The sequence below is a fragment of the Celeribacter sp. ULVN23_4 genome (assembly GCF_054788345.1).
In genome coordinates this window covers 1-22,085 of sequence record NZ_JBTVYO010000003.1, presented here as the reverse complement: position 1 = coordinate 22,085, position 22,085 = coordinate 1, and the positions used below count along the sequence as shown (strand labels likewise).

Below are 22,085 nucleotides of genomic sequence, written 5' to 3'. Positions count from 1 at the left end.
CACACATCTGCCGGAACTATGAATTAGAAAAAGATCATATAGGGAACATTCAGAATGGACATTGAGACGATAAAGCAGGCAATTGAGTTCGCAGGCACATCGGGAACCGCTGTGAAGAACCTTGGATCGGGCATTGAATCAATCAAGAGTGCCTTCAGCTCAAAGAGCAAAGAGATACCTTCGGAGGTCAAAGACCTACTGGTAACACTATCTTCAAACGTAGCGGACGCCAAACTTGCGAATGCGGACCTGAAATTAAAGCTTGCCGATCTTCAAACAGAGCTTGAAAAGCGCGTCTCGTTCGAAAGAAGGAAGGCTCGCTATAAGCTAATACAGACCCCAGCAGGAAATCTGTTGTATCAACTGCAAACTGATATGGCAGAAGGAGAGCCGCTTCACTATGCCTGTCCAATATGCATGGAGAAAGATCAAATTTCGATCCTACAGGGTGACTCATCCGGGGTTAGATGCATTCCCTGTGATCACTGGTATGAAATATCTTCTTCATCAAGTTCCAGCTACATAGAAGACCACGACTATAATGTGTTTCCTTGACAGCTAAGTCACTTTATCGAAATCACTTCTCAGATCACCCGCCGTTAGCACCTTCTCAGGCGGCATTCCTTTTCTGAGGCGCGTCTTGATCGTCGCGGCGTTGATACCTGTGCGCCGTGACCATTCTTTCACGGTCAAGGTCTCGCCGTTGTGGGAGATCCTCAGTGCTGGCAAGCCGCGCTGCCAAGTCTTCTTTGTTGCTTGCCGCGCCTGTCTGTTTGCCGCACCCACGCTCACCGATAGCGCTTCTGCCAAAGGCCAGCCACTATTGAAGCGGCTGTAAATAGTCATTGCCTTTATGCCGGTGCGTTCGGACCATTCCGTAAGCGTCAGGGTTTCGCCGTTGTGCGTGTATGTGGCGGGCGTTCGCTTTGGCTTTTGTTCACGTTCGCGGCTGCGGGCCGCAATCTTGGCTTTCCGCTTTGCCACACCGCCCAAAAGCTCTTCTGCGGGCGGTGCCTCTCCGATCCGTTTGCGCATGTGCTCGACAACCTCAGCAATATCAAGACCGGCACCATCACAGACGATTTGCAAGTCTTCGCTTTTGGTCGTCAGGAACGTGCGCGCCTCTTCGATCATGCGTAGCTTCGTTTGTCGTGAGGAAGCACTTTCGCCACCAATTCCGATTGTCGCGTCTTCCACCGCAAGCAAGAGCACAGCGGTCCATAGATCGCGCTCAGACATTGGCGCGTTCTTCCCGTTGCTTCTGCCGGTCGTGGCACGGCTTACACAGCGCTTGCCAGTTGGTCTTATCCCAGAACAGCCGGTCGTCGCCCTTGTGCGGAATGATGTGATCCACCACGGTCGCGGGCGCGCCACACCGGACGCATACGGGGTAGTATTTCAGGAACTCAACGCTCCCGCACTGGTCCGCCTGAATTCGAGATAGAAGCTCTCATGCCGCCCCCAACACTAGACAAGGCCAGTTCCAAAGATCAGACTTGGCACGTTGAATAGGTTCATCAGACGGAAGAAATCTCATGACCTCCTACGAATTTGTTGTCCCGGCAGCCATACTCCTCGTAGCCTATATCGGTTGGCTCGACGTGAAACGAATGGAGCGCGACCTAGAGAAAAACCTGAAGAAGAAGGCCGAAGTTTCAAAACCCCAATCAAGGAACATCTGACACAGTCTCAGCGCCCGCCTCGATCAGCTCGAAAGCTTCGGCCAGACGCGACAGCGCTTCTTCTTGCGGATCTCTTGAATTTGTCATGATCTTCGTGACGTGAAGATAGTGAGAAGCGGCGCCACCAAGGTTCTCAGCCTGCAGAGGCTCTTTGTGAGCAAGAATGCGTTCGACCTCTGAAAGCGGGACATGGAGCTCTTTCATTAACGTCGCTGCAGTCCGTCTCAGGTCATGCCTATTCCAATCGCTCGTTCCTGTCTCTTTGTAAATCGCTGTCTGAATACGCGTCCAGTTCCCGAGTTCACCGCCCACACTGTTTGGAAAGACCAGCTCCTCAGGTTTCCCCTGATCCCAACCTGGCAGCGAACGCAAGATATCAATGGCTGCGCCCGACAGTGGAAGATCTTGGCCTCGCGCACCTCCTTTTGTCGATTTCACGCTGGGCTTTCTCCAAACACTGTTTTTCCGATCCAGATCACGCCAACGCATGGCAACGACCTCCTCGCGACGCGCAGCAGTGTAGAGCATGAAGCGCAAAGCGATCGGGCGAAAATCTTTGACAGCGTCGATCTTCATTCCTCCGATTTGTGGCGCGGGATATTTCAGGAGAGGTAGAATTTTTTCCAACTCGACTTGGGTCAGAACGCGCTTCCGCATTCCGGTGATCGACGGATCAGTCGTGGCGGGGTCATGCACAGCATCAAGGCTCGCAACCTCCAGCTTGGGAACTCGACCAGCCCCAAGCTTTGCATATGATTTCCGCCCTGCAGCCCAATCAAGCACAGGCGCAAGATAGGCGCGTGCTTTCGAGGCTTGTCCGTTTGCAGTTTTTTTCTCTTCGGTCTGACGAGCCGGTTTGTAATTGTTCACGCACTTTGCGAAAGCTTCCACTTTGATTGTCAAAATGGACTTATCAAGCAGCGCCTCAAAGACGCGTTCAACAACGCGCCCAGCCTGTGTCTTTTCGGTTTTAGGGCCCGCGGGAGACCAGACCTTCTTTTTTGCGCCGAAGGTAGCTTCGTATTCGCGAAGCAATTCTCTAAGCGTTGGTGCGTCTTTCGCACCTTGCACTGCAGCGCGCTTACGTCGTTTCTCTGCAGTAACGTCCACGCCCGCCTTCAACTCAAGACGCCTTCGCGCCGCCTCCTCTCGCGCCTGCTTGAGTGACATCTCTGGATATTGTCCGAGGGTAACGGTTTTCAGTTCGTTGCTGGCGTCTCGTGCTTGGAGAGCGAAAGAGATTTTGCCCTTTGCTGAGATTCTCGCGCGGAGGCCGGTCATCGCGGCATCGCTGATTGTCTGGGACTTTCCAGTGGGTTTCAGTTTTCGAAGGTAGGCATCAGTAAGGGCAGTCTTGGTCATTCGCTTTTCTAGGCTACATATAGGCTACATTTTGAGTGATATTCATTGAAATCCACTGCGACGCAGTGCAACGCCATGTAACGATAGAATTTCAACAAATATCTGTTTATAAATAGTTTTTATAAGAATACGCTCAGACATAAAAGAGCAAATCAACAATACGATACAGAGATTGAAAATCCTCGTGTCGGTGGTTCGATTCCGCCCCCGGGCACCATTTATCAAAACAAGATATTGGTTCTCTTCTGTTTTCCTCCGAAAACGGTGCTCCGTAGACCATAGCGGCGAGCAACGCGTCAACTCAGTTTCTGAATTGTGCGCGCAGCCCCGTCTGTGGCCACGCCTTCCAATATGTCCGTCTCTGCGGCGTTCTCATGCTCTCCTGCACTTGGCGCTATCTCATTGAGACTTCAGGTCGATATAGACTCCGTTGGTCCAGCCAAAGCCATCCTGCAATTCGTATTCGCCGCCGCCACTGCGGGCGAGCGGGTCGATCACGTTGTATTTCTCGACAAACTTGCCCGACTGATGGAACACGGCGTCACAGGTCGCCAGCCAGCGCGTGCGCAGCGTCTCGGCCAGATCGTTGAACCCATAGCGTTTCAGCCCCTGCACCGCGATCCATTGCAACGGCGCCCAGCCATTGGGACTGTCCCATTGCTGGCCGCTCTCAATATCCGTCGTTAAAAGCCCTCCAGCGCGCAGGAGGAGGCGTTCCGCCCAATCCGCAGCGCGTTTTACCTGCTCTTGCGTCGCAGCGCCCGCCCAGAGCGGGAACAGCCCGGCAGCGCTCGTGACCGGGATCAAGGTGCCCTCGCCCGAGAGCAAGTCGAAGAAATAGCCCCGCTCCATGTCGAAGAAGCGATGCGAGATCGCCTGTCTCCGGGCATCGGCCGCAGCCGCATAGGTCTGTGAGCGCTCAGCCGCACTGGTTCGCGTCGCATCAGCCAGAATCTCTTCCATCCGCAACATGAGACAATTGAGATCGACCGGCCAAATCCGCGTCGTGCGGATCGTCCCGAGGTCTTGCGGATCTTCGAGCCAGCGTGAGGAGAAATCCCAGCCGCTTTCACAGGCTGCGCGCAGATCGCGGAAAAAGCCCGGATGGGTCTCTGCATGCGCCTGCCACTCCAGATCAGTGCCGTACATCTCGATCCGCGGGCTATCGCTGGCGTCCCAATAACGCGCGAGGCCCTGATGATTGCGTGGCGTCTCCATGAAGAAACGATACTCGGCCTCCATCGTTGGCAGATAGGTCGCGAAGGTGCCGGGCAAGTCTCCGATGGCACGACCGTAATCAGCCACCATCGAGGAAAAGAAAGGCGGCTGCGAGCGGGTCAGGAAATAGGACCGAAAACCGTTCGGGATAAAACCGATCTGATCGATCACATAGGCGAAATTGTCGAGCATATCCCGGACCAGCGCCGTGCGGCCCGTGCGGAGCAAGCCGAGCTGCGTGAAATAGCTGTCCCAGTAATAGGCCTCCTGAAAGCGTCCACCCGCGATCACATAGGAATGCGGCAGCGGGAAGCGCGAGGACCGTTCATCGAGCAGGTCGGCTGGGCGTGTCAGATGTGGCCAAACGGCCTCCAGATGCTCAAGCGGCCCATGATCGGGGTTCGTGCGATAACCCTCCCCCTCCGGCTGCACGGGACGGAACCAGCGGGCATAGAAGGCCCGCAAATCGAACTCCCCCGCCGCTTTCTCAGCCGCATAGGCGGAACGAATGTCTTCGGCCGGCGCCAACAGAATGGAATCTGAGATGGCCTTCTCATCGCCCCAGAGGCCAGAGCTGTGCAGATCGACGAACACGTCTTTCAGGCTCTGCTCAAGATATTCCATGCCCTTGCCTCCATGATTTGCGCATTCAGGCCGATCCTATTGTCTTTGAGGAACCGCGAAAATGGGGAACGACACAGAACGCGCCACAGACTACGCCAGACAGCAGAGTATGGACGCCACAAGAAAGAGCAAGGGCCAGGCCACAGCCCGCACCATTCAGTTGAATGTTTCAGACGGCATCAGCCAAATCGCTTAACGCGTTGGGCATCCCTCAGACCTGCACGATTTGACACTCATGTTGCGCACACCGTCGCACGATCTCCTCCGGGAAATCCGCGCCCGTGACGACCAGATCATAGTCCCATAGCACGCCGCTTCGACACGCCAAATCAAGATCAAGCTTCTCTGTATCAACGACCAGAATCGTCTTATTCGCACAGCCTGATATCGCCTTGCGCGCTGTGATTTCGTCAGAATTATAATCCATCACGCCACCTGTAGACGCGATCCCCCCACAGCTGAAAATCGCGTAGTCCACACGGTATTGCGCGAAAAACTCAAACGCGGCGAGGCCGATCAAATCCAGATCGCGCATCCTCACGCTGCCGCCCGCCATTTCAACCACGGCCCCCGGCGCGTTTTGCAGGGCGCACACCGCATGAATGCTGTTGGTCGCGACGAAGAGATTTTCGTGCGACGACAGAAGGCGCGCACAGTGCTCGACCGTCGTTCCCGTGCCCAGCGCCACACGCGCCCCGTTGGGGATCAGGTTCTTGACCGCCAATGCGATCCGCTGCTTTTCCTGACGTGAGATGCTTTCGCGCGGCAGATAGCCAATGTTTTCGCTTAGCTGACGCAACCGCGCGGAACCGTTGCGCCGCTGCACCAAGCTCGCCTCATCCAGATCACGCAGATCGGTTCGAATGGTCTGAACGGAGACAGACAGACAATCGGCCAGCTCCGCCGCTGAGAGCGCGCCGTTTTCCAGCAGAAGTGAAATGATGCGGTCTCTCCGCTCTGTCATATCCAGCCGCTTCATAGCTTTCCTTCGAAAACAATCCTTAATTTCGACAAGGGTACGAACAGAGACGCTTTCGCGCAATGTAATTAAAAAAGTTAATAAATTGTCGCAAAACCGTTACCCCAGAAGGAAATAAGGCCCCTGTGAATAGCTTTCGAACGAAAGATACCCTTCAGGCCAAATCCTCAGGAGAGCCCCCATGAAGACCTTCCTCACCACGTCCCTCTCTGCGTCCGCTTTTGCCCTCATGGCCAGCACGGCTATGGCAGACACCATCACGCTTTACACCTCCCAACCCAACGCCGATGCGCAACAGACCGTTGACGCTTTCATGGCGGCCAACCCCGGCACTGAGGTTGAATGGGTGCGTGACGGGACGACCAAACTGATGGCGCGCCTGCGTGCCGAGATCGAAGCGGGCAACCCGCAGCCTGACGTGCTGTTGATCGCCGACACCGTGACGCTCGAAGGCATGGCGCAGGAAGGCCTGCTGACCGCCTATCACTCGCCGGAAGCCGAAAACTACGACGCCGCGCTCTACTCGCCGGAAGGCTACTATTACTCCACCAAGCTGATCACCACCGGGATCGTCTACAACACCGGCGTTGAAACGGCTCCGACCGCGTGGAAAGACCTTGAGGATGCCGCGATCAAAGGTCAGATCGCCATGCCCTCCCCGCTCTACTCCGGTGCCGCGCTGATCCATCTCGCGACCTTGACGGGTGACGCAGACCTCGGCTGGGACTATTACGGCAAACTCGCCGTCAACGAGGCGCGCGCTCAGGGCGGCAATGGCGGCACGTTCAAAGCCGTGGCCTCTGGCGAAAAGCCCTATGGCATGGTTGTGGATTTCCTAGCCATCCGTGCCAAGGCAGAAGGCTCCCCGGTCGAGTTCGTCTTCCCAGAGGAAGGTGTCTCCTACGTGACCGAGCCGGTTGCGATCCTCTCCACTGCGAAGAACCTCGAAGGCGCTGAGAAGTTCGTCGATTTCGTCCTGAGCCAAGAGGGGCAAGACCTTGTTCTCGACATGGGCTACATCCCGGCGCGTGACGGCATGGGCGTTCCCGCTGGTTTCCCGGCCCGCGAAGACATCAAGCTGATGTCCTTTGATCCGGCCGAGGCGCTCGCAAACGCCGAGACCAACAAAGCCAAATTCACCGAACTGTTCGGCGCGGAATAATGCATATCGCCCTGAAAAAAGGAGGCAGCCGGTCCGAGGCCCGGCTGCTTTCCGCCATTCTGGTTCTCGCGATCTGCCTGACGCTTGCGCCCGTTCTGCGCCTGTTTGTCGAGGGGATCACGGATCAGGGCGCGCCCTCCCTGTCTCTGGCGCAGACGGTTCTGTCCCAGCCCTCGACGCTCAGCGCCCTCAAACACTCGCTCATCACCGCCGGTCTCGGCACGCTGGTGTCTCTCGTGCTCGGCTCCGCCTTTGCCTTTCTCGTGGCGCTCACCGATCTGCGCGCGAAAGCGGCTTTGGTGTTTTGTCTGATGATCCCGATGATGATCCCGCCGCAGATCACGGCGCTGTCGTGGACACAGATCATGGGGCCCTCTTCCGTTCTGCTCAAAACGCTCGGCCTCGCCCCCCCTCTCGGCGCACCGCAGCCGCTCTATTCCGTGGAAGGCATCATCCTGCTTCTCGGCATTCAGCACATGTCGATCATCTTCCTGACGCTCCGCGCGGGCCTGCGCGCCATTCCGCAGGAGGTCGTCGAGGCCGCCCGGATCAGTGGCGCACGCGGATTGCGCACATGGTGGCAGGTGATCATGCCCCTGACCTTGCCGAGCCTTGCCGCAGGCACCGCCATCACCTTTGTAACGGCCTTGGGCAATTTCGGCATCCCCGCGATGCTCGGCATTCCGGCAGGCTATGTGACACTTCCGACGTTGGTCTATCAAAAGCTCGCGGGGATGGGCACGACCGTGCTGGCCGAAGTCTCTGTTCTCGCCATGCTGATCGGTGCCGTCGCCATCCTCGGCATTCTGGTCCAGCGGTTTTTCCAAAGCCGCCAAAAAGTCTATCTCGTCGGCTCCACCTCCCGCCCGCTCGCCATTCCCTTGGGCGCGGCGCGTTTGCCGATGGAAATTCTGCTCTGGGGCGTGGTCTTCATCATCCTCGTCCTGCCCATGTTCGGCCTACTGGCCACCTCTCTCGTTCCAGCCTACGGCGTACCTTTGCGCTTTGACACGGTCACGCTCGCCTCATGGACCGAGGTTCTGTTCCGCCAACCCGTCACCGCCCGCGCCTTTCTCAATTCGTTCGGCCTCGCCACAGGGGCGGCGGTGGTCCTGATGCTGATCTGCCTGCCACTCGCGTGGCTGATGGAACGGCACCCGACCCGGCTGTCGCGACTGTTCGACAGTCTGCTCGACCTGCCCTACGCACTTCCCGGCGTCGTCTTGTCGATCGCCATGATCCTTTTGCTGATCAAACTGCCCTTCACCGACGCCACGCTTTACGGCACGATCTGGATCATCTTCCTCGCCTATCTCGCGCGCTTCTTCGCAGTGATGTTCCGCCCTGTGCAGGCGAGCCTCAAACAGCTTGATCCGGCGATGGCAGAAGCCGCGCAATCGGTGGGTGCAGGTCTGTTCCAACGTCTGCGCGATGTGATCCTGCCGCTCTCCGCCCCTGCGGCGGCGGCGGGTGCGATCCTCGTCTTTCTCACCGCATTCAACGAACTCACCGTGTCCGCCCTCCTGTGGTCCTCCGGCACCGAAACCTTGGGCGTGGTGATCTTCAACCTCGATGACAGCGGCGAAACCGCAATGGCCAGTGCGCTCGCCATGACCATCGTCTTCGTGGTCATGGCACTCATGAGCCTAATCCAGCTTTTCTCACGCCGTTTCCCGAAAGGAGTTGTCCCATGGCAGACATAGAAATCACCTCTTTGGGCAAGACCTTCACGGGCGCGCCCGCACTTGAGGACATCACGACCCGATTTGAAGACGGCGAGTTCATCGCCCTGCTGGGACCGTCGGGCTGTGGCAAGACCACACTGTTGCGGCTTCTGGCCGGGTTCGACATGCCCACAAGCGGCACCATCCGCATCGGCGCGCGCGACATGGCGACGGCCACCACGATGGTCCCGCCGGAAGACCGCAACATCGGTTTCGTGTTTCAAAGCTATGCGCTCTGGCCGCATATGTCGGTGCGCCGCAATGTCTCCTACCCGTTGGAAATCCGCAGATTGACCAAACCCGAGATTGCGGCTCAGACCGAGGCCGCCCTCGCCGCCACCGGGCTGACCGACTACGCCGACCGCATGCCTTCGGACCTCTCCGGCGGGCAGAGGCAAAGGGTCGCCCTTGCACGTTGTCTCGTGTCGGAGCCGGACGCCGTTTTGCTCGATGAACCGCTCGCCAATCTCGATGTCGCGCTACGCGCCTCGATGCAGGCGGTGTTCACCGATTTTCACAAACGCACCGGCGCAACGATGGTTTATGTCACCCATGATCAGGCCGAAGCCATGGCCATGGCCGACCGGATCGCCGTGATGGATCAGGGCCGTATCCAGCAATTCGACACGCCGCAAAATCTCTATGAACGTCCAAAGAACCGCTTCGTGGCGGAGTTTGTCGGGCGCGGCACCGTCGTGCCGGTGAAATCGGTTGAGCAGAGCAACAGCCAGCTGACCGCGCATGTTCTGGGCACGAGGATCGCAGTTGCAAGCGATGCCGCGGCCTCGATCAGCCCCCGAATTAGTCATGTCTGCCTGCGCCCCGAAAACCTGACCATTTCCGAGACAGGCGATCTGCGCGCCAAGGTGGCGCGTGTGACCTATCTGGGCGGGAAATACCTGCTGGAAACCGTCTCCGCCTGCGGCACGCGTTTGCTGGCTGAAACCCGCGCAAAATTCGAGGTCGGCGCACAGCTCGGCCTGACCATCACCACCCCATGGGCCTTCTCCGAGGACTAAATGCAAAGCGTAAGACTTCTATCCGGCATCGGGGACAAAGGCCCTGCGTGCATGCAACTGACCATCGACGACCGCATCTGGCTTTTGGATTGCGGTTTCGGCCCTGAGGCCAATGCCCACTTCAATCCCGACTGGCTCAAGGGGGCCGAGGCGGTCTTCATCACCCATGATCACATCGACCATATCGGCGGGGCCTCTCATGCGGTGGAGGCGGGACTGCCAATCTATGCCACCGCCCAAACCGCCAAGTCGCTGCCCCCCGCCGCCAAAGTGCATCTAATCCCGGAACAGGGCGAAACCGTCATCCAAGGGGTGAAACTCACCACCGGGCGCAACGGGCATGCTATGGGCGGCGTTTGGATGCATTTCGATCTGGGAGACGGGCTGTTCTATTCCGGCGACTGGTCGGAAGAATCCGATTGGTTCCCGCTTGACCTGCCGCCCTCTGCGGCGACCGCTATTCTGGATTGCTCCTATCACCTCGACGATGTGCCGCAATCCGAGCGTTTCGCCGCCCTGGATCGCCTGCTCGACGAATTGCACGGTCAGGTGCTTTTGCCCGTGCCCCCATCGGGGCGCGCGGGAGAGATGGCGCTGCATCTGATCCGACGATACGGGCTCGAAAGCGTCATGCTCGACCCGGAATGTCAGGCCGCTCTGCGCGTGGCCCTTGCCAGTCACACATTGAGCCCAGAGGTGCAGGAAATCGCCCCGCTCCTAAACCGCAATCCGATGGATATGGCGCGGTTTCTGATCTGCGACACGCCCAATGCCGATGGCGGTGCCGCTTGGGGCTATGTCAGGGCATGGAATGAGAGCGGACGTCTTGGTCGCGACGCACATGTGGTCTTCACCGGCCATATGACCGCCCACGCGCGCGGCATCTGCGCCGTGCCCGGCGGGTATTTCCAGCGCTGGAACGTACACCCGCCGCTGCGCGATCAGATCAAGATGCTGAAACGTCTGGGGGCCCGACGCTTTGCCCCCGCCTTTTGCGCTCAGCCGGAAGATTACCTGATCGAAAACTTGGGCGTCGAGATTTTCCTTCACGATCCGGTGCGGCTATGAGGCCTTTTCCCACGAGAAGCTTTTGCTTGATCCGACATGGCGAAACCACGGCCAACGCCGATGGCATCATTGCCGGGCGTACGGATGTGGCTCTGACGGAGCTTGGCCGCCAACAGGCCCGCGCCCTCACCCGACGCACTTGGCCCGAGCAGATTGCGCTTTACGCCAGCCCGATGCAGCGGGCGCGTGAAACCTGCGAACTGGCCTTTCCCGGCCAGCCTTACGCGGTGCAAGAGGGCTTGCGCGAACGCAACTGGGGCGTTTTCGAGGGCCGCCCTTTGAGCGAGCAACCTGACCGGGATGCAACCCCAGAGGATGGCGAAAGCTGGCCGGACATGATTGCCCGTGTGGAACAGGCGATCATGGACATTTGCGCGGCCTGCGGAGAGACCCTTCCCGTTCTGATCTGCCATTCCGGCGTGATCCGTGCGGCGCGTGTGCTCTGGGCCACCGGGCATACGGGCACCCGCCCCCCAAATGCCGTGCCTCTCCTGTTCGAGAGGTCCGGAGAAATTTTCAAGGAGACAGTTCTATGACCCAGCCCAACAAACCCTGCGTGGTTTTCGATGTTGACGGGACACTTGCGGAATTCGATGCCGGAAAGCTCGGGCATCTTGTGCACGGGATCGAAAAACAATGGGACGCGTTTCACCTCGCCATGGCCGATGCTCCGCTCATCGCGCCCGTTGCGAAACTTCTGCGGCGGTTGAAAGAAAGCGGTGAGACCATAGTGATCTGCTCAGGGCGCCCGAGCGGCTGGGCCGAACACACGATGGCATGGTTACGCAAGCATGATCTGCCTTTCGATGGCATCTACCTGCGCGCCGAGGATCAGGACCAAGCCAGCGACCCCGAGGTCAAACGTCGCGCCCTAGCCGAGATGAAAGCGGATGGGCTTGCCCCATGGCTCATTATCGACGACCGCAGCTCCGTTGTGGATGCATGGCGCGCAGAAGGGCTTGTCTGTCTGCAATGCGCGCCCGGTGATTTTTGAGCGTGACGCCCGAGGCCCAGCCTCGCCTCCATATGGATGCCCTCCGCGCGTTGCAGACCGTTTGATCATCACGCCTTTCAGGCATGGCACAGCACTGAACTATAATCATTCCTCCCGGAAGGCGCGCTGCATGGAGTCCGCGATGGGCTTGGTCAGGTATTGAAAAAACGTGCGTTCCTCTGTCTTGATCAGGATTTCCGCAGGCATCCCCGGCGTCGGGCGATAGCTGTGAACGCGCGCAAGCTCTTCGGGCGGCAACATGACGCGCACGATATAGACTTCGCGCAAAAGCCCCGTGCTTTTATCTGGCACGGCATCGGCGGAGACATAGCCCACGCGGCCCGAGAGCATCGGCGTTGTCCGCTGGTTCAGCGCCACAAGGCGCACGGTCGCGACCGATCCGGGCAAGACACGATCGATCTCTGCTGAGGGCACCATGGTTTCGATCATCAGGGGCGCTTGCTCGGGCAGGATTTCGAGGATCGGTTTGCCACCTTCGATCACACCGCCGGTGGTGTGATAGTAGAGCCGAACAACCGTGCCGGACACAGGCGCAAGTATCGTTGTCCGGCTCAACACGTCGCGGGCATGCAGCGCCTGTTCGCGGACACTGTCCAGCTCGGCCTCCACATCCTGCAATTCGTCAAGTGCGGCTTGGCGATAGGCTTGTTGAGTTTGCATGCGCTGGCGGGCGTATTTTTCGATCAGCGCCTCGCTTTCACCGATTTCCGCGACAATCCTCTCGGTCTGGCCACGCCCCTCGATCAGAGCGCGGGTCAGGGCATTGATTTCACCCTGACGCAAGAGTTTGCGATCAAGAAGCGTCTGTTTGACCTCAAAATCGGTTTCGAGGATGGCAATCTGCGCGCCCAGCGCGCTGTGTTGTGCCTGATGGCCTGTGATGCGCCGGTTGAGGGCAAGAATATTCGCCTCGATCAGTTTCAGGTCATTGTCGAGCTTCGCCAAAGACACGTCGAAATTGCGCCGCTGGGTTTCCAGAATTTCCGTGATTTTCGGATTGCTTTCCCGCTCCAGCAAATCCGCCGGAAACCGGATCGCGCGCGCGCCCTCATATTCCGCGATCAACCGTGCCTGAATGGCTTCAAGCCGATCATGACGCAGGGACAGCTCGGTCAGCCGGGTCTCCGCCGCCGTCCGGTCGAGATCGACGAGAGGCGTTCCAGCGGCGACCTGATCGCCTTCTTCGACATGCAGGGATTTGATGATCCCACCTTCGTAATGTTGAACGATCTTGTTTTGGCCCATCGCCATGAAACTGCCGGGAGCGATGACGGCGGCGGCGAGCGGGGCAAACATAGCCCAACCTCCGAACCCCCCAAAGAACGCCAGCAAAAGCAGAATGCCGAACAGGCCGATCCGACCGGTTTTGCGGGGCACCTCTTCATACCATTCCACGGCGCTGAACTGATTGGCCTCATAGCGGGTGATATTGCTCATGGCTCAGGCTCCTTGTAGTCCAGAAGTTGGTCCGGCACGTTGCGGTCCGGGCTGCTGGGTTGGCGGCTGCATTTGCTGTGGACGATTGCTATGACGGCGCGTTTCCAATTCGCGCAGCACCTGAGCACGGGCACCAAAGAGGCTCACGCCGCCCTGCGCCATCAGCATGATCTTGTCGACCTCAGCCAACAGGGAGGGCTTTTGAGTGATGACCACCACGGTGATCCCGGCGCGTTTGGCGTGGCGCATCGCTTGCGCGAGGGCCAGATCGCCCGCCGTATCGAGATTGGAGTTGGGCTCATCGAGGACCAGAAGACGAGGATTGCCAAAGAACGCACGCGCGAGGGCGATACGTTGTTTTTGCCCACCCGACAGCGGCGTGCCATCGGAGGCCACCACGGTTTCATAGCCTTGCGGAAAACTCGCGATCATGTCGTGTACATCGGCGAGCACAGCCGCTTCGTGGATTTGCGCATCCGTCGCATCGGGCCGCATCCGGGCGATATTGTCTTTGATTGTGCCGGGGAAAAGTTGCACATCCTGCGGCAGGTAGCCGATGTTTTCGCCAAGCTGGCGCTGATCCCAGTTGCGAAGATCCATCAGATCGAGGCGCACACAGCCCGAGGTCGGCAGGATCGATCCGACGAGCATCTTGCCCAAGGTGGTTTTCCCGGCTCCGGAGTTGCCGATCACGGCCAGACTCTCACCGGGGTTGAGGGCAAAGGAAATGCCATTGAGCACGACATTCTTTGTCCCGCGCGGCACGAACAAAAGGCGTTCCACATCCAACCGTCCTTCCGGATGGGGAAGGATCAGCCGTTCATGGTTGAGCGGCGAAGCGCGCAGCAGCCCTTCGATCCGACCATAGGCGGCACGGGACAACAGGAAATGGCTCCAGCCTTCGATTGCACCTTCCACGGGGGCAAGGGCCCGCCCGGCGATGATCGATGCGGCGATCACCATCCCGCCGGTGATTTCGCCGTGCAGGGACAGATATGCGCCCCAGCCAAGAATGGCGATCTGGGTCATGAGACGGAAGGCACGGGAGAAGGCCGCTGTGAGGATGTTTCGATCCTGCGCACGCACCTGAGATTTCAAAGAATTGGCCGTGTCCCTGCCCCAGATCGACACCGCTTCCGGGATCATCGCCAGCGCGTTGATGATCTGGCTGTTGCGGGACATGCTGTCGAGGTGAAGGTTGGCCCTGCTCTGCGCCAAATTGGCTTCGGCAAAGGGTTTCGCCGTGATCTTCTGATTGATCAGGGCGATCACCGTCAGGACCAACCCTGTGAGAACGACGATATGGCCGAGATGCGGATGCACCATGTAAATCGCCAGAACGAAAATCGGCGCAAAGGGGACATCGAGAAAGGACAGCAGCGTACCGGAGACGAGGAAGGAACGGATCTGCTGCAGGTCTCCCAAGGTCTGATATTCGCGCCCATTGCTATGAAGCGCGGCGCGGGCGGCAGCGGAGAGGATTGGAGATCCGAGACGGGCTGCAACCTCGACCGCCGTGCGCATGAGGATAAAACGTCGCACCGCGTCGAGCATGGCCTGAAGCAAAATGGCCCCGGCGACGACAATGGTCAGCATGATCAGCGTGTCGATGGAGCGGCTCGTGAACACGCGGTCGGAAATCTGGAACAGGTAGATAGGGATAGAGAGCACCAGAATATTGGTGGCCAAAGTGAACATCCCGACCAGCATGAGATTGCGGCGAACGGCAACCTTCCCCTGTTTCAAGGCACCTGAGAAATCGGTCGGACCGAGGCGTTTGTGAAACTGTGCACCACTGCCACCACCACCGGTTCCGTTGCCGCCTTGGGCGGAAAGGTGCGGAGCATCCCGGTGTCCGGGAGATGCTCCGCGCGGCGCCGGATGGGGGTCAGAGGGGGACGCGTCCTCCGGCTGCCGCAGCTTCGCGTTTTCCGGTCCAGTCTTCGGGGCAGTTTTGGCCGGTTCATCCGCGCGAAGGTCTTTGTCCAAAGAAAGAGGGGGAAGCTTTTCTGAGGCATCTGGACGCCCGTGTGATGATTGCGCGGTGTTGGCCGTCTCAGACGCCTTTGCTGAGCCATCATCAGCCCGCGGTTTGAAATCCTCTGGTGTATCTTTCATGTGCCCCTCCTTGAAAATGTAAAAATGCTACGGGGAGACCAAGCCGCGCTCGGCCTCATCTACCCCGCGCCCAGCGCGTCAGGTGATGTGCATGACATCCGCCTGCGCACCATCCTGGCTCATGGCGGCGATCACGGGCCCCTCTGCCCCGTCGCCCTGACCATCGGCGTTCATCATGTCGTCGCTCAGGAATGCGACGGCTTCGGATGCCAGCTCACTCGTGTCCATCGGCATAAGAGGATCGTCCTCACTGACGAATTCCGCCTGATAGATCAGCGCATCGGAATAGCTTTCCCCGCCGACATGTATGGTGCTGTCCATTCCGCCTTCGTTGACAATGGCGAGGTTGCCCTGAGCGTTCTGGCCCGTGGTAACGCAGACATCGTCGCCCATCTGGGACAACATGCCTTCAGCGATCAGGGCGATCTGGTCGGCATCGCCCAGCACATTGGTCTGTTCAATACAGTGCATGTTGATCACGTCGCCTTCGACATACAGCACCCGAAGGACCCCGACACCGAGCAGGGCCGGATCGTTCAGAAGGTCCGAAGACGCGTCTTCTTCGCCCTTCGAAAAGTCCTTCAAATCCTTGGCATAAGAGCCTTCCAGCGCGATGGATGTATCAAGGCCCGTTTCGGAAATATGCGCCTCGTTCCACATCAGGTTGCTGCCACCGATCAGCTCGCCGCCGAACCCGTCGCCAACATGAATTTGATCGCCGTCCAGCATCACGTTGGTCTGGGAGATCATCGTCAGATCGATGACATTCCCACCGACGACAATGACGTCATAGTAGAATCCGAGCGTCATCAGATCGGCGACGTTCACAACCGTGTTGTCGCCCATCTGGAGATAGGTTTCCGCAGCGGTGATCTCCATCGTCACCTGATCGAAGTCGCTCACCAGATTGATTTGCTGGATATGACTGGTGTTGATCAGATTGCCGCTGAAGGTCACCACCTCGATATAGGCGGCGGGGCTAAGTTCGGCCTCCGTTCCGTCGCTCTCCGCCTCTTCCGCCCCCGGCTCAGGTGTTGTGATCTCACGGCTGATTTCCGCGATAGAGATTGCTTCGGTGCCTGCCCATGGTGTGGCGGCGATGTCTTCCTCCGTTGAGGATGTCAAGAAAGCAGGCAGAGCTGACGCGCCTGCCGTCATGTCATCGGCCCCAAAATCCACATCGTGCCAGACGTGAACCTGCGAAATCACATCGAGTTCAAGATAATCGCCCGCCACCAGCCAAACAGGGGCATCCAACCAGTTGAACTGGATGATGGCCTCATTGATCATCAGGTTTTGACCAAGAGTGATCTCATGCAGCGGGCCATCTGGTTCCGCATTTGCGGCATCCTCAGCACTTGCGAAGTGCCCGCTGTCCGACGTGGGACCATCCTCGCTCGTCACGCCGAGGTCTTCTGCTTCCTCATCCTCTTCGGCTTGCAATGCAGGCGGCAGGCTGTCCTGAAATGTCGCGACGTCCTCGACTTCCTCGCCGTTCACGACAAGCGTCATCGCGGCCGCGCCAAAGAGCAGTGAGATTTGCACCCCATCTGCGCAGGGCGTTGCGCCAGAGCCTTCAAGCGTTTGGACCCAACCTGAGATCTCAAAGGCCGTGTCGCTCATAGCGGTTTCATTTTCCGGGAACACCAAATCTGGCGCGATTTGGAGCGCTTCCGCGATCTGCGTCAGCTGCGCCATCATCGGCGCGTAATCCTCAGCCGTGGCAAAAGCGATCTCGTAATCCACATTTGAGAAGATGTCGTTGTCCTCAAGGACGTTCATCTGGACATGAACCCCTGCCTGAGCAGAGGGCGGCGGGACGTAAAAGCTCGGCTCGAATGTCATGTTCAAATAAGGTTTGGGCACAGAGAGTATATCTGTCGGATGCCCATAAATATGGACGCCAATCGGTGCCGCGTAGTGCTGAGCAGGCCCCGTAAGCCACGGGAAAACCTCCTGCACCTGCTGCGGCAAAGAATACTTCAGGCTTGGCTCATAGCCGCCCGACGCGTCGGGGCTTGAGACATTGATCGTGATTTTGAGCAGATCAGCAGGGTCGCTCGTATCCTGTTGGGCGGCGCGCATTTCTTCATAGGCTTGGCGCAGCCGCGAGGCCTCTTCGAACTGGTGCAACATCCCGATGAAATGGGCGATGATTTCCGTTGAACTGTCCAGGGGCATGGCGTCCCCTCCGCTGATGTGAGGTTGGGAAAAGTCGATCTGCGCGGCCTTTCTCAGAAGACCGCGCAGACCAGCTACAGAGGCGTTCGATCAGGAGAGATCGTCGTCGCCGATCATGGTCGTCGAGTTCAGGTTGCCACCAACAACCGTGGTATCCACGCTGTTGCTCATGACATTGGCACCGAGAACGACGGTCTGGTTGAAGGCAGAGGTATCGACCAGAGCGCTGGCGGATGCATAGGATTCGCCCGTGACATAGCCGTCATCGCCATTGTTCGATCCCCAGTTGCCACCGACATAGCCATCGCCGGTCGTGGCTGCGCCAGCTGCACCGCCAGTGATTCCGTCAACAGTTGCCATGCCGCTGGAGGCCTCGCCGCCATAGGCAAAACCGCCCGTAGCGCTTGCGTTGCCGCCGCTGCCACCGTCACCGGCAATTGCGCCAGACATTGCTGCGCCCATGCCCATTGCCGCAGCGAGCGAACCGCTATCGCCGCCTTCCGCGTCACCGGCATTGCCCGCGTTGCCGCCTTGGGCCGAGCCAACACCGAGGCCAGCGGCCACAAGACCAAGCCCGATCCCGGCACCAAGTGCGCCAGCATCACCGGCGTCGCCGGCATCACCACCGGTTCCACCGTCACCACCTGCGCTGCCGGACAGGCCCAGCCCGCCAAGACCAACGCCGAGGGATCCTGCGTCGCCGCCGTCATCGCCTTCGGACTTGCCGCCTTCGACATCGTCATTCGCACCGCCGGTGGCGCCCGCAGGGCCGGTCAGGCTCGCGCCGACTGCAAAGCCGCCGAGGGAGCTGGCGTCTCCGCCACCTTCACCTTCGTTGGAAATACCTTCCTCGGCCTTGGCTTCGCCCCCGGACGCATCACCATTCTGATTGAACTCGCCATCATTGCTGATGCTGGCGTTTTCAAGCGTGTCGGAGTCATCGAGAATGTTCTGCTGAGCAGAGATATTCGCGGTGTCGGTTCCTGCACCATTGAGCGAGCCGCTCAGGATGCCGTTCAAGTCGACGTCGTGGCCGGTATCGTAGACATAGTCATAGTTGAGATTGCCATCGGCCATGATGATGTTGTCGATGCTGGAGTTGTCCAGATTGAAATCGGCAAAATCATCGTCAGACGGCATTTCATCAATCCCGATGCCGACCTCAACACCGACGCTGACTGTGGACGTGTTACTTACAAGCACCTCTGCGTCACTGCTGCTTTCCGACCCAGCACCGGCACCCGCGCCGGCAAGGCCAACACCGACACCCAAGGCACCTGCGCCAGCTCCGGCTCCCGCACCAGAGGTACTTTCGGAATCCGAGCCGGTTTCACTGTAGTTAAAGTTGCCGTTCAGATTGCCGTTGCCATTGCCGTTCAGATTGCCATTACCATTGAGGTTCAAGGATTCAGAACTTTGCTCCTGACCCTGGCTCTGGAATTCGCCCTGAATCTGACCTTGGCCCTGACCTTGGCCCTGATCTTGATCCTGTTCCTGATCTTGCATCTGGAAGTCGAGGGGCATCATCATGAAGTTATTCTTGGGACCGGGCATAATAGCCTCCCTTTCGGAATTGCGAGATTTCCGGGCCACTCATTTTCTATCACGTGGCCATATCGAATCTCTGGTTCACTGATTCGACATTTTGAACATCCAAAACGCCGCGGGTCCGCAGCGTGCGGCCCTCTGTTCGGTAGTTTTCAGCTGTCTTTCTTCCCACCCCATGGGCTGTCGCGTGCCCTCTAAATCAGGCCAGTGTGCGCACCCTTTTATTCTGGGTCGTCGATATGTCCGGAACCGCTTTGCGGGGGCTCAGTGATCCGTCCTCATCGAAGACGCCTAAACCTTGCCCTCTTCGATAGCATCCGAGTAGCCGGACATTGGAGCAGGTCTAAAACCTCATCGTTCGGGGAGCGCTTTCCGTTTGAGACTTAAGGATTTGTTAAGGAATGGCCGATCAATCTTTCTGGCCGTTCTGTGTGCAGACTCAAAGCGTCACCCTAATCATTCGATTTAGCGATCTGCTACATCTGATCCTTTAGATTGGACTGAGATTAAGCTCGAAGGGTGAAAATTCTGACCAATTTCACAAAGCGCTTTGAACGCAGAAACTCAAAACGAGCCAGTATGTCCTATTGGAGTGAACGGCGTTTTGAAATGCGTAGAAAAGGGACGTTTTGAGAAAAATCAGGATCAAAAACCGCAAAACATGTTAGCATATGACCCGTGAGTATATCCAAATGACGCTGCGCGAGTGGGATGGCTGCGGGGTCTTTGGGAGTGTTGTGTGTAGAACCAGCTCTTGGGTGTTTTCTGGCGCATTTGTCAAAACACTTGGTGCCACAAGAACGTCACAGGGTGCGGCGCTGTCATCGCCCATGTGGTTCAGTGGCACGCTAAAGTGTGATGATGGCGCAGGGGAGTTGGAACAAGTGGGGGGGAAGGCTTTGTAGTCCAAAGCCGACCTAAAAGTGATCGAAATGAAAACTACTGTTGCTTCGGCGCGGCGCGATGGCGTTTTGGCTTTTGTCGGATCTCAACGCGGATTTTGCGATGCATTTTTACGTGTCATTCAATCTGAGATTCCCAGTGTAGAACCTGTGCGTTATGTGGAGGTTGAGCAAATGCTGGAAGCGGCGCAGGACATCTCGCGTCGGATTTGGCTTGTGGTGCTGCATGAACAATGTTTCGCGGAAGCCAGCGATCCATGTGAGCTCATTCGAAAGGTTCAGGAAGACGTGAAGCGCGCCGGACAGCCGAAACCATCGGTGGCTGTCAGTTATACCGGGGATTCTGTCGCCGGGATTTCCTCAACAGAAGGCCTGAACCTTTTGCGTGAGCTGCAAGGACTGAGAGGATTTGCCGGATTTCTACCGATGTCGCGCCCAATGGAGGTCTGGCTAGATATTCTGCGTCTTCAAATCAACAAAGGTCACTATTTCCCAGTGGAGTTGCTCATGAAGCTGCTGGAGGAAGACACTGGAGTGCTTCCCCCACGCGATGCCCTGCAGAAATCCACCAAACCAAAAGCGGGCTGCGATGCCCTGACGCGACGTGAAACTCAGGTGCTCGAAATGATTTCCTGTGGCCTTCAAAACAAACAGGTCGCGGAACGGTTGGAGCTTTCCGAACATACGGTGAAACTGCACGTCCACAATGTGATCACCAAGCTCAAAGTTCGAAATCGGACAGAAGCTGCGGCCCGGTTCGCCGACATGCGGGGGTGAAGGGACGAAAACCGCATACAAGGCAAGGGGAGGACGCCTGTCATGGAAGGTCACTCAGACCCGGACAGCCCGGAGCAAATCTTGCAACCCATTTTCCTTAAAGTGGGGCAGCTGAACTATACGTGGACAAACACTGAGAGTCTTTTGATCCATCTGATCGCCGGATTGGCCGGCACCTCGAAAGATGTCGCCACAGTAATCTTTCTCACGCTGAACACGACACGGGCCCGGATTGATCTTGTCGAGCGTTTGGTCAAGATCGGTCCCCTGAAAGATAGGCAGGGGCAGGTCATCATCGACACGATGCGAGCACTTGCGAGAGAAGGCGGCGTGCGCAACCGTTTGAACCATTGCATCTATTCCTTTGATCCAGAGTCAGGTGAATTCAGCACCATCCTGATGCGGATTCAGGATCGGAAAACAGAAATTCGAATGGGGAAAGAGCAGAAGCTAAATGCAGACGAAATGGCACGACTTGATCGCACCATTTCGCGCCTCCAGGAACTTAATCGCGAGATCTGGCAGATTGTGAAGGAGAACGACTTTCCGATTTAGAGTCGGGCCCCAATTGGCCCACCAGAGGATGGCGGCCGACGGGAAGACATCTGTCCGCTTGTCGCAACGTGTTGCAATACGACGGAAATCCTTAATACGGCAGAACATCCGCTCCCCCACATTGCGCCCGCGATAGCCCTCCTTGTCGTAGGAACGCGGCTGCTTGCGGGTGGGGTTTGGCAGGATGACGGGATCGCATCCGCACTCAGTCAGCCAGTCACGCAGCCGCCGCGCCTCGTCGGTCGGGGCATGAACCTTGGTCGTCCACCCGACGCCCCCCGCGCCGCCCAGTTGGCAAATGCGGTTGGATCGACGCCCATTCCTCGTCGCTGACCCAATAAAGGTTCCTGGCCATGACAATCTCCCGCCTGCTTCCGGCAGCAGTGAAACAGATTAAAAATCCAAGGGAAACCGGTAATGGAGTACGATCCCTAGAGCCCCCACAATTCCAAACGTTACACACTTTTTCAGGTCCGGCATTAATTTTAGGTTAGTTTAGGGTCTCAGAACCCGCGCCGATAATTGCCTCAACAATTCGAGGAACAACGCGTCTTGCCCCGAAATTCGAGAGGTGGTCGTCATCAAAATACAGCGGACCAGCATCTATTATATTATCACAACGTCCGGTGCCCTCATGGCAAAATAGATCATTGAGCCGCCTCGGTTTTACCGGGGACTGTTGATTTCGTATTTCAAGCTGCGATTTTGTCCGCT

General features: G+C 57.9%; 21 protein-coding genes. 10 read left to right on the top strand and 11 right to left on the bottom strand.

Annotated features, from left to right (window positions below; translation table 11 throughout):
- Positions 1-54: 54 nt before the first annotated feature.
- Positions 55-555 carry a hypothetical protein gene (locus tag ACYBHZ_RS08860; protein WP_460273912.1) on the top strand — a complete coding sequence of 167 codons (501 nt, stop codon included), beginning with the start codon at positions 55-57 and terminating at the stop codon, positions 553-555.
- 3 nt (positions 556-558) lie between these two features.
- Here ACYBHZ_RS08860 and ACYBHZ_RS08855 read toward each other — a convergent pair whose 3' ends face one another.
- Both ACYBHZ_RS08855 and ACYBHZ_RS08850 read right to left on the bottom strand, forming a co-directional pair.
- Positions 559-1,239, bottom strand: a complete 681-nt coding sequence (locus ACYBHZ_RS08855) for a hypothetical protein (protein WP_460273911.1) — start codon at positions 1,237-1,239, stop codon at positions 559-561.
- Positions 1,232-1,402, bottom strand: coding sequence for an HNH endonuclease signature motif containing protein (locus ACYBHZ_RS08850; RefSeq protein ID WP_460274261.1), 171 nt, complete (start codon positions 1,400-1,402; stop codon positions 1,232-1,234). The genes ACYBHZ_RS08855 and ACYBHZ_RS08850 overlap by 8 nt, the downstream gene beginning before the upstream one ends.
- Positions 1,403-1,535: 133 nt before the next feature.
- Between ACYBHZ_RS08850 and ACYBHZ_RS08845 the strand changes: the two genes are divergently transcribed.
- Entirely contained in the window at positions 1,536-1,682 is a 147-nt protein-coding gene (locus ACYBHZ_RS08845) for a hypothetical protein (RefSeq protein ID WP_460273910.1), read from the top strand.
- Here ACYBHZ_RS08845 and ACYBHZ_RS08840 read toward each other — a convergent pair.
- From ACYBHZ_RS08840 to ACYBHZ_RS08830, 3 genes are all read right to left on the bottom strand, one after another.
- The gene (locus ACYBHZ_RS08840; RefSeq protein WP_460273909.1) at positions 1,668-3,044 is read right to left on the bottom strand and encodes a tyrosine-type recombinase/integrase; all 1,377 of its coding nucleotides are present in this window, start codon (positions 3,042-3,044) and stop codon (positions 1,668-1,670) included. The two genes, ACYBHZ_RS08845 and ACYBHZ_RS08840, sit on opposite strands and share 15 nt — an antisense overlap.
- Before the next feature lie 399 nt (positions 3,045-3,443).
- Positions 3,444-4,886 carry a trehalase family glycosidase gene (locus ACYBHZ_RS08835; protein WP_460273908.1) on the bottom strand — a complete coding sequence of 481 codons (1,443 nt, stop codon included), beginning with the start codon at positions 4,884-4,886 and terminating at the stop codon, positions 3,444-3,446.
- Between the two features lie 211 nt (positions 4,887-5,097).
- Complete coding sequence (locus tag ACYBHZ_RS08830; RefSeq protein WP_460273907.1) at positions 5,098-5,865, bottom strand: DeoR/GlpR family DNA-binding transcription regulator; 768 nt, start codon at positions 5,863-5,865, stop codon at positions 5,098-5,100.
- A gap of 181 nt (positions 5,866-6,046) precedes the next feature.
- Between ACYBHZ_RS08830 and ACYBHZ_RS08825 the strand changes: the two genes are divergently transcribed.
- From ACYBHZ_RS08825 to ACYBHZ_RS08800, 6 genes are read left to right on the top strand one after another with little or no spacing between them, the layout of a single operon-like run.
- A complete protein-coding gene (locus tag ACYBHZ_RS08825; RefSeq protein WP_460273906.1) occupies positions 6,047-7,027 on the top strand; it encodes an ABC transporter substrate-binding protein in 981 nt (326 codons plus the stop codon).
- Positions 7,027-8,730, top strand: a complete 1,704-nt coding sequence (locus ACYBHZ_RS08820; RefSeq protein ID WP_460273905.1) for an ABC transporter permease — start codon at positions 7,027-7,029, stop codon at positions 8,728-8,730. The genes ACYBHZ_RS08825 and ACYBHZ_RS08820 overlap by 1 nt, the downstream gene beginning before the upstream one ends.
- Positions 8,718-9,770 carry an ABC transporter ATP-binding protein gene (locus ACYBHZ_RS08815; protein WP_460273904.1) on the top strand — a complete coding sequence of 351 codons (1,053 nt, stop codon included), beginning with the start codon at positions 8,718-8,720 and terminating at the stop codon, positions 9,768-9,770. The genes ACYBHZ_RS08820 and ACYBHZ_RS08815 overlap by 13 nt, the downstream gene beginning before the upstream one ends.
- A 51-nt stretch (positions 9,771-9,821) precedes the next feature.
- Positions 9,822-10,838, top strand: coding sequence for an MBL fold metallo-hydrolase (locus tag ACYBHZ_RS08810; RefSeq protein ID WP_460273903.1), 1,017 nt, complete (start codon positions 9,822-9,824; stop codon positions 10,836-10,838).
- A gap of 26 nt (positions 10,839-10,864) precedes the next feature.
- Entirely contained in the window at positions 10,865-11,374 is a 510-nt protein-coding gene (locus tag ACYBHZ_RS08805; RefSeq protein ID WP_460273902.1) for a histidine phosphatase family protein, read from the top strand.
- On the top strand, positions 11,371-11,832 hold the full coding sequence (locus tag ACYBHZ_RS08800; protein ID WP_460273901.1) for a phosphatase domain-containing protein: 462 nt from the start codon (positions 11,371-11,373) through the stop codon (positions 11,830-11,832). Before ACYBHZ_RS08805 ends, ACYBHZ_RS08800 begins: the two co-directional genes overlap by 4 nt.
- A 105-nt stretch (positions 11,833-11,937) precedes the next feature.
- Here ACYBHZ_RS08800 and ACYBHZ_RS08795 read toward each other — a convergent pair whose 3' ends face one another.
- From ACYBHZ_RS08795 to ACYBHZ_RS08780, 4 genes are all read right to left on the bottom strand, one after another.
- Entirely contained in the window at positions 11,938-13,290 is a 1,353-nt protein-coding gene (locus ACYBHZ_RS08795; RefSeq protein ID WP_460273900.1) for an HlyD family type I secretion periplasmic adaptor subunit, read from the bottom strand.
- A gap of 3 nt (positions 13,291-13,293) precedes the next feature.
- Positions 13,294-15,408, bottom strand: a complete 2,115-nt coding sequence (locus ACYBHZ_RS08790) for a type I secretion system permease/ATPase (RefSeq protein ID WP_460273899.1) — start codon at positions 15,406-15,408, stop codon at positions 13,294-13,296.
- A gap of 78 nt (positions 15,409-15,486) precedes the next feature.
- Positions 15,487-17,589 carry a hypothetical protein gene (locus ACYBHZ_RS08785; protein WP_460273898.1) on the bottom strand — a complete coding sequence of 701 codons (2,103 nt, stop codon included), beginning with the start codon at positions 17,587-17,589 and terminating at the stop codon, positions 15,487-15,489.
- 90 nt (positions 17,590-17,679) lie between these two features.
- Positions 17,680-19,143 (bottom strand): autotransporter outer membrane beta-barrel domain-containing protein, encoded by a 1,464-nt coding sequence (locus ACYBHZ_RS08780; RefSeq protein ID WP_460273897.1) that lies wholly within the window; start codon positions 19,141-19,143, stop codon positions 17,680-17,682.
- Positions 19,144-20,069: 926 nt separating this feature from the next.
- On the opposite strand from ACYBHZ_RS08780, the gene ACYBHZ_RS08775 reads away from it, so the two are divergent.
- Positions 20,070-20,816 carry a helix-turn-helix transcriptional regulator gene (locus ACYBHZ_RS08775; protein WP_460274260.1) on the top strand — a complete coding sequence of 249 codons (747 nt, stop codon included), beginning with the start codon at positions 20,070-20,072 and terminating at the stop codon, positions 20,814-20,816.
- A gap of 42 nt (positions 20,817-20,858) precedes the next feature.
- On the top strand, positions 20,859-21,371 hold the full coding sequence (locus ACYBHZ_RS08770) for a hypothetical protein (RefSeq protein WP_460273896.1): 513 nt from the start codon (positions 20,859-20,861) through the stop codon (positions 21,369-21,371).
- Between the two features lie 217 nt (positions 21,372-21,588).
- Here the strand turns inward: ACYBHZ_RS08770 and ACYBHZ_RS08765 are convergent, their stop codons facing one another.
- Both ACYBHZ_RS08765 and ACYBHZ_RS08760 read right to left on the bottom strand, forming a co-directional pair.
- Positions 21,589-21,726 (bottom strand): hypothetical protein, encoded by a 138-nt coding sequence (locus tag ACYBHZ_RS08765; RefSeq protein ID WP_460273895.1) that lies wholly within the window; start codon positions 21,724-21,726, stop codon positions 21,589-21,591.
- Positions 21,727-21,861: 135 nt separating this feature from the next.
- A partial coding sequence (locus ACYBHZ_RS08760) for an SGNH hydrolase domain-containing protein (protein WP_460273894.1) occupies positions 21,862-22,085 on the bottom strand: 224 nt, incomplete at its 5' end.

What these genes read in the sequence shown, in the direction of transcription:
- ACYBHZ_RS08860 (WP_460273912.1), top strand. Translation starts at nt 55, where the DNA reads ATGGACATTGAGACGATAAAGCAGGCAATTGAGTTCGCAGGCACATCG.
- ACYBHZ_RS08855 (WP_460273911.1), bottom strand. Translation starts at nt 1,239, where the DNA reads ATGTCTGAGCGCGATCTATGGACCGCTGTGCTCTTGCTTGCGGTGGAA.
- ACYBHZ_RS08845 (WP_460273910.1), top strand. Translation starts at nt 1,536, where the DNA reads ATGACCTCCTACGAATTTGTTGTCCCGGCAGCCATACTCCTCGTAGCC.
- ACYBHZ_RS08840 (WP_460273909.1), bottom strand. Translation starts at nt 3,044, where the DNA reads ATGACCAAGACTGCCCTTACTGATGCCTACCTTCGAAAACTGAAACCC.
- ACYBHZ_RS08835 (WP_460273908.1), bottom strand. Translation starts at nt 4,886, where the DNA reads ATGGAATATCTTGAGCAGAGCCTGAAAGACGTGTTCGTCGATCTGCAC.
- ACYBHZ_RS08830 (WP_460273907.1), bottom strand. Translation starts at nt 5,865, where the DNA reads ATGAAGCGGCTGGATATGACAGAGCGGAGAGACCGCATCATTTCACTT.
- ACYBHZ_RS08825 (WP_460273906.1), top strand. Translation starts at nt 6,047, where the DNA reads ATGAAGACCTTCCTCACCACGTCCCTCTCTGCGTCCGCTTTTGCCCTC.
- ACYBHZ_RS08820 (WP_460273905.1), top strand. Translation starts at nt 7,027, where the DNA reads ATGCATATCGCCCTGAAAAAAGGAGGCAGCCGGTCCGAGGCCCGGCTG.
- ACYBHZ_RS08815 (WP_460273904.1), top strand. Translation starts at nt 8,718, where the DNA reads ATGGCAGACATAGAAATCACCTCTTTGGGCAAGACCTTCACGGGCGCG.
- ACYBHZ_RS08810 (WP_460273903.1), top strand. Translation starts at nt 9,822, where the DNA reads ATGCAACTGACCATCGACGACCGCATCTGGCTTTTGGATTGCGGTTTC.
- ACYBHZ_RS08800 (WP_460273901.1), top strand. Translation starts at nt 11,371, where the DNA reads ATGACCCAGCCCAACAAACCCTGCGTGGTTTTCGATGTTGACGGGACA.
- ACYBHZ_RS08795 (WP_460273900.1), bottom strand. Translation starts at nt 13,290, where the DNA reads ATGAGCAATATCACCCGCTATGAGGCCAATCAGTTCAGCGCCGTGGAA.
- ACYBHZ_RS08790 (WP_460273899.1), bottom strand. Translation starts at nt 15,408, where the DNA reads ATGAAAGATACACCAGAGGATTTCAAACCGCGGGCTGATGATGGCTCA.
- ACYBHZ_RS08785 (WP_460273898.1), bottom strand. Translation starts at nt 17,589, where the DNA reads ATGCCCCTGGACAGTTCAACGGAAATCATCGCCCATTTCATCGGGATG.
- ACYBHZ_RS08780 (WP_460273897.1), bottom strand. Translation starts at nt 19,143, where the DNA reads ATGCCCGGTCCCAAGAATAACTTCATGATGATGCCCCTCGACTTCCAG.
- ACYBHZ_RS08775 (WP_460274260.1), top strand. Translation starts at nt 20,070, where the DNA reads ATGAAAACTACTGTTGCTTCGGCGCGGCGCGATGGCGTTTTGGCTTTT.
- ACYBHZ_RS08770 (WP_460273896.1), top strand. Translation starts at nt 20,859, where the DNA reads ATGGAAGGTCACTCAGACCCGGACAGCCCGGAGCAAATCTTGCAACCC.
- ACYBHZ_RS08765 (WP_460273895.1), bottom strand. Translation starts at nt 21,726, where the DNA reads ATGGCCAGGAACCTTTATTGGGTCAGCGACGAGGAATGGGCGTCGATC.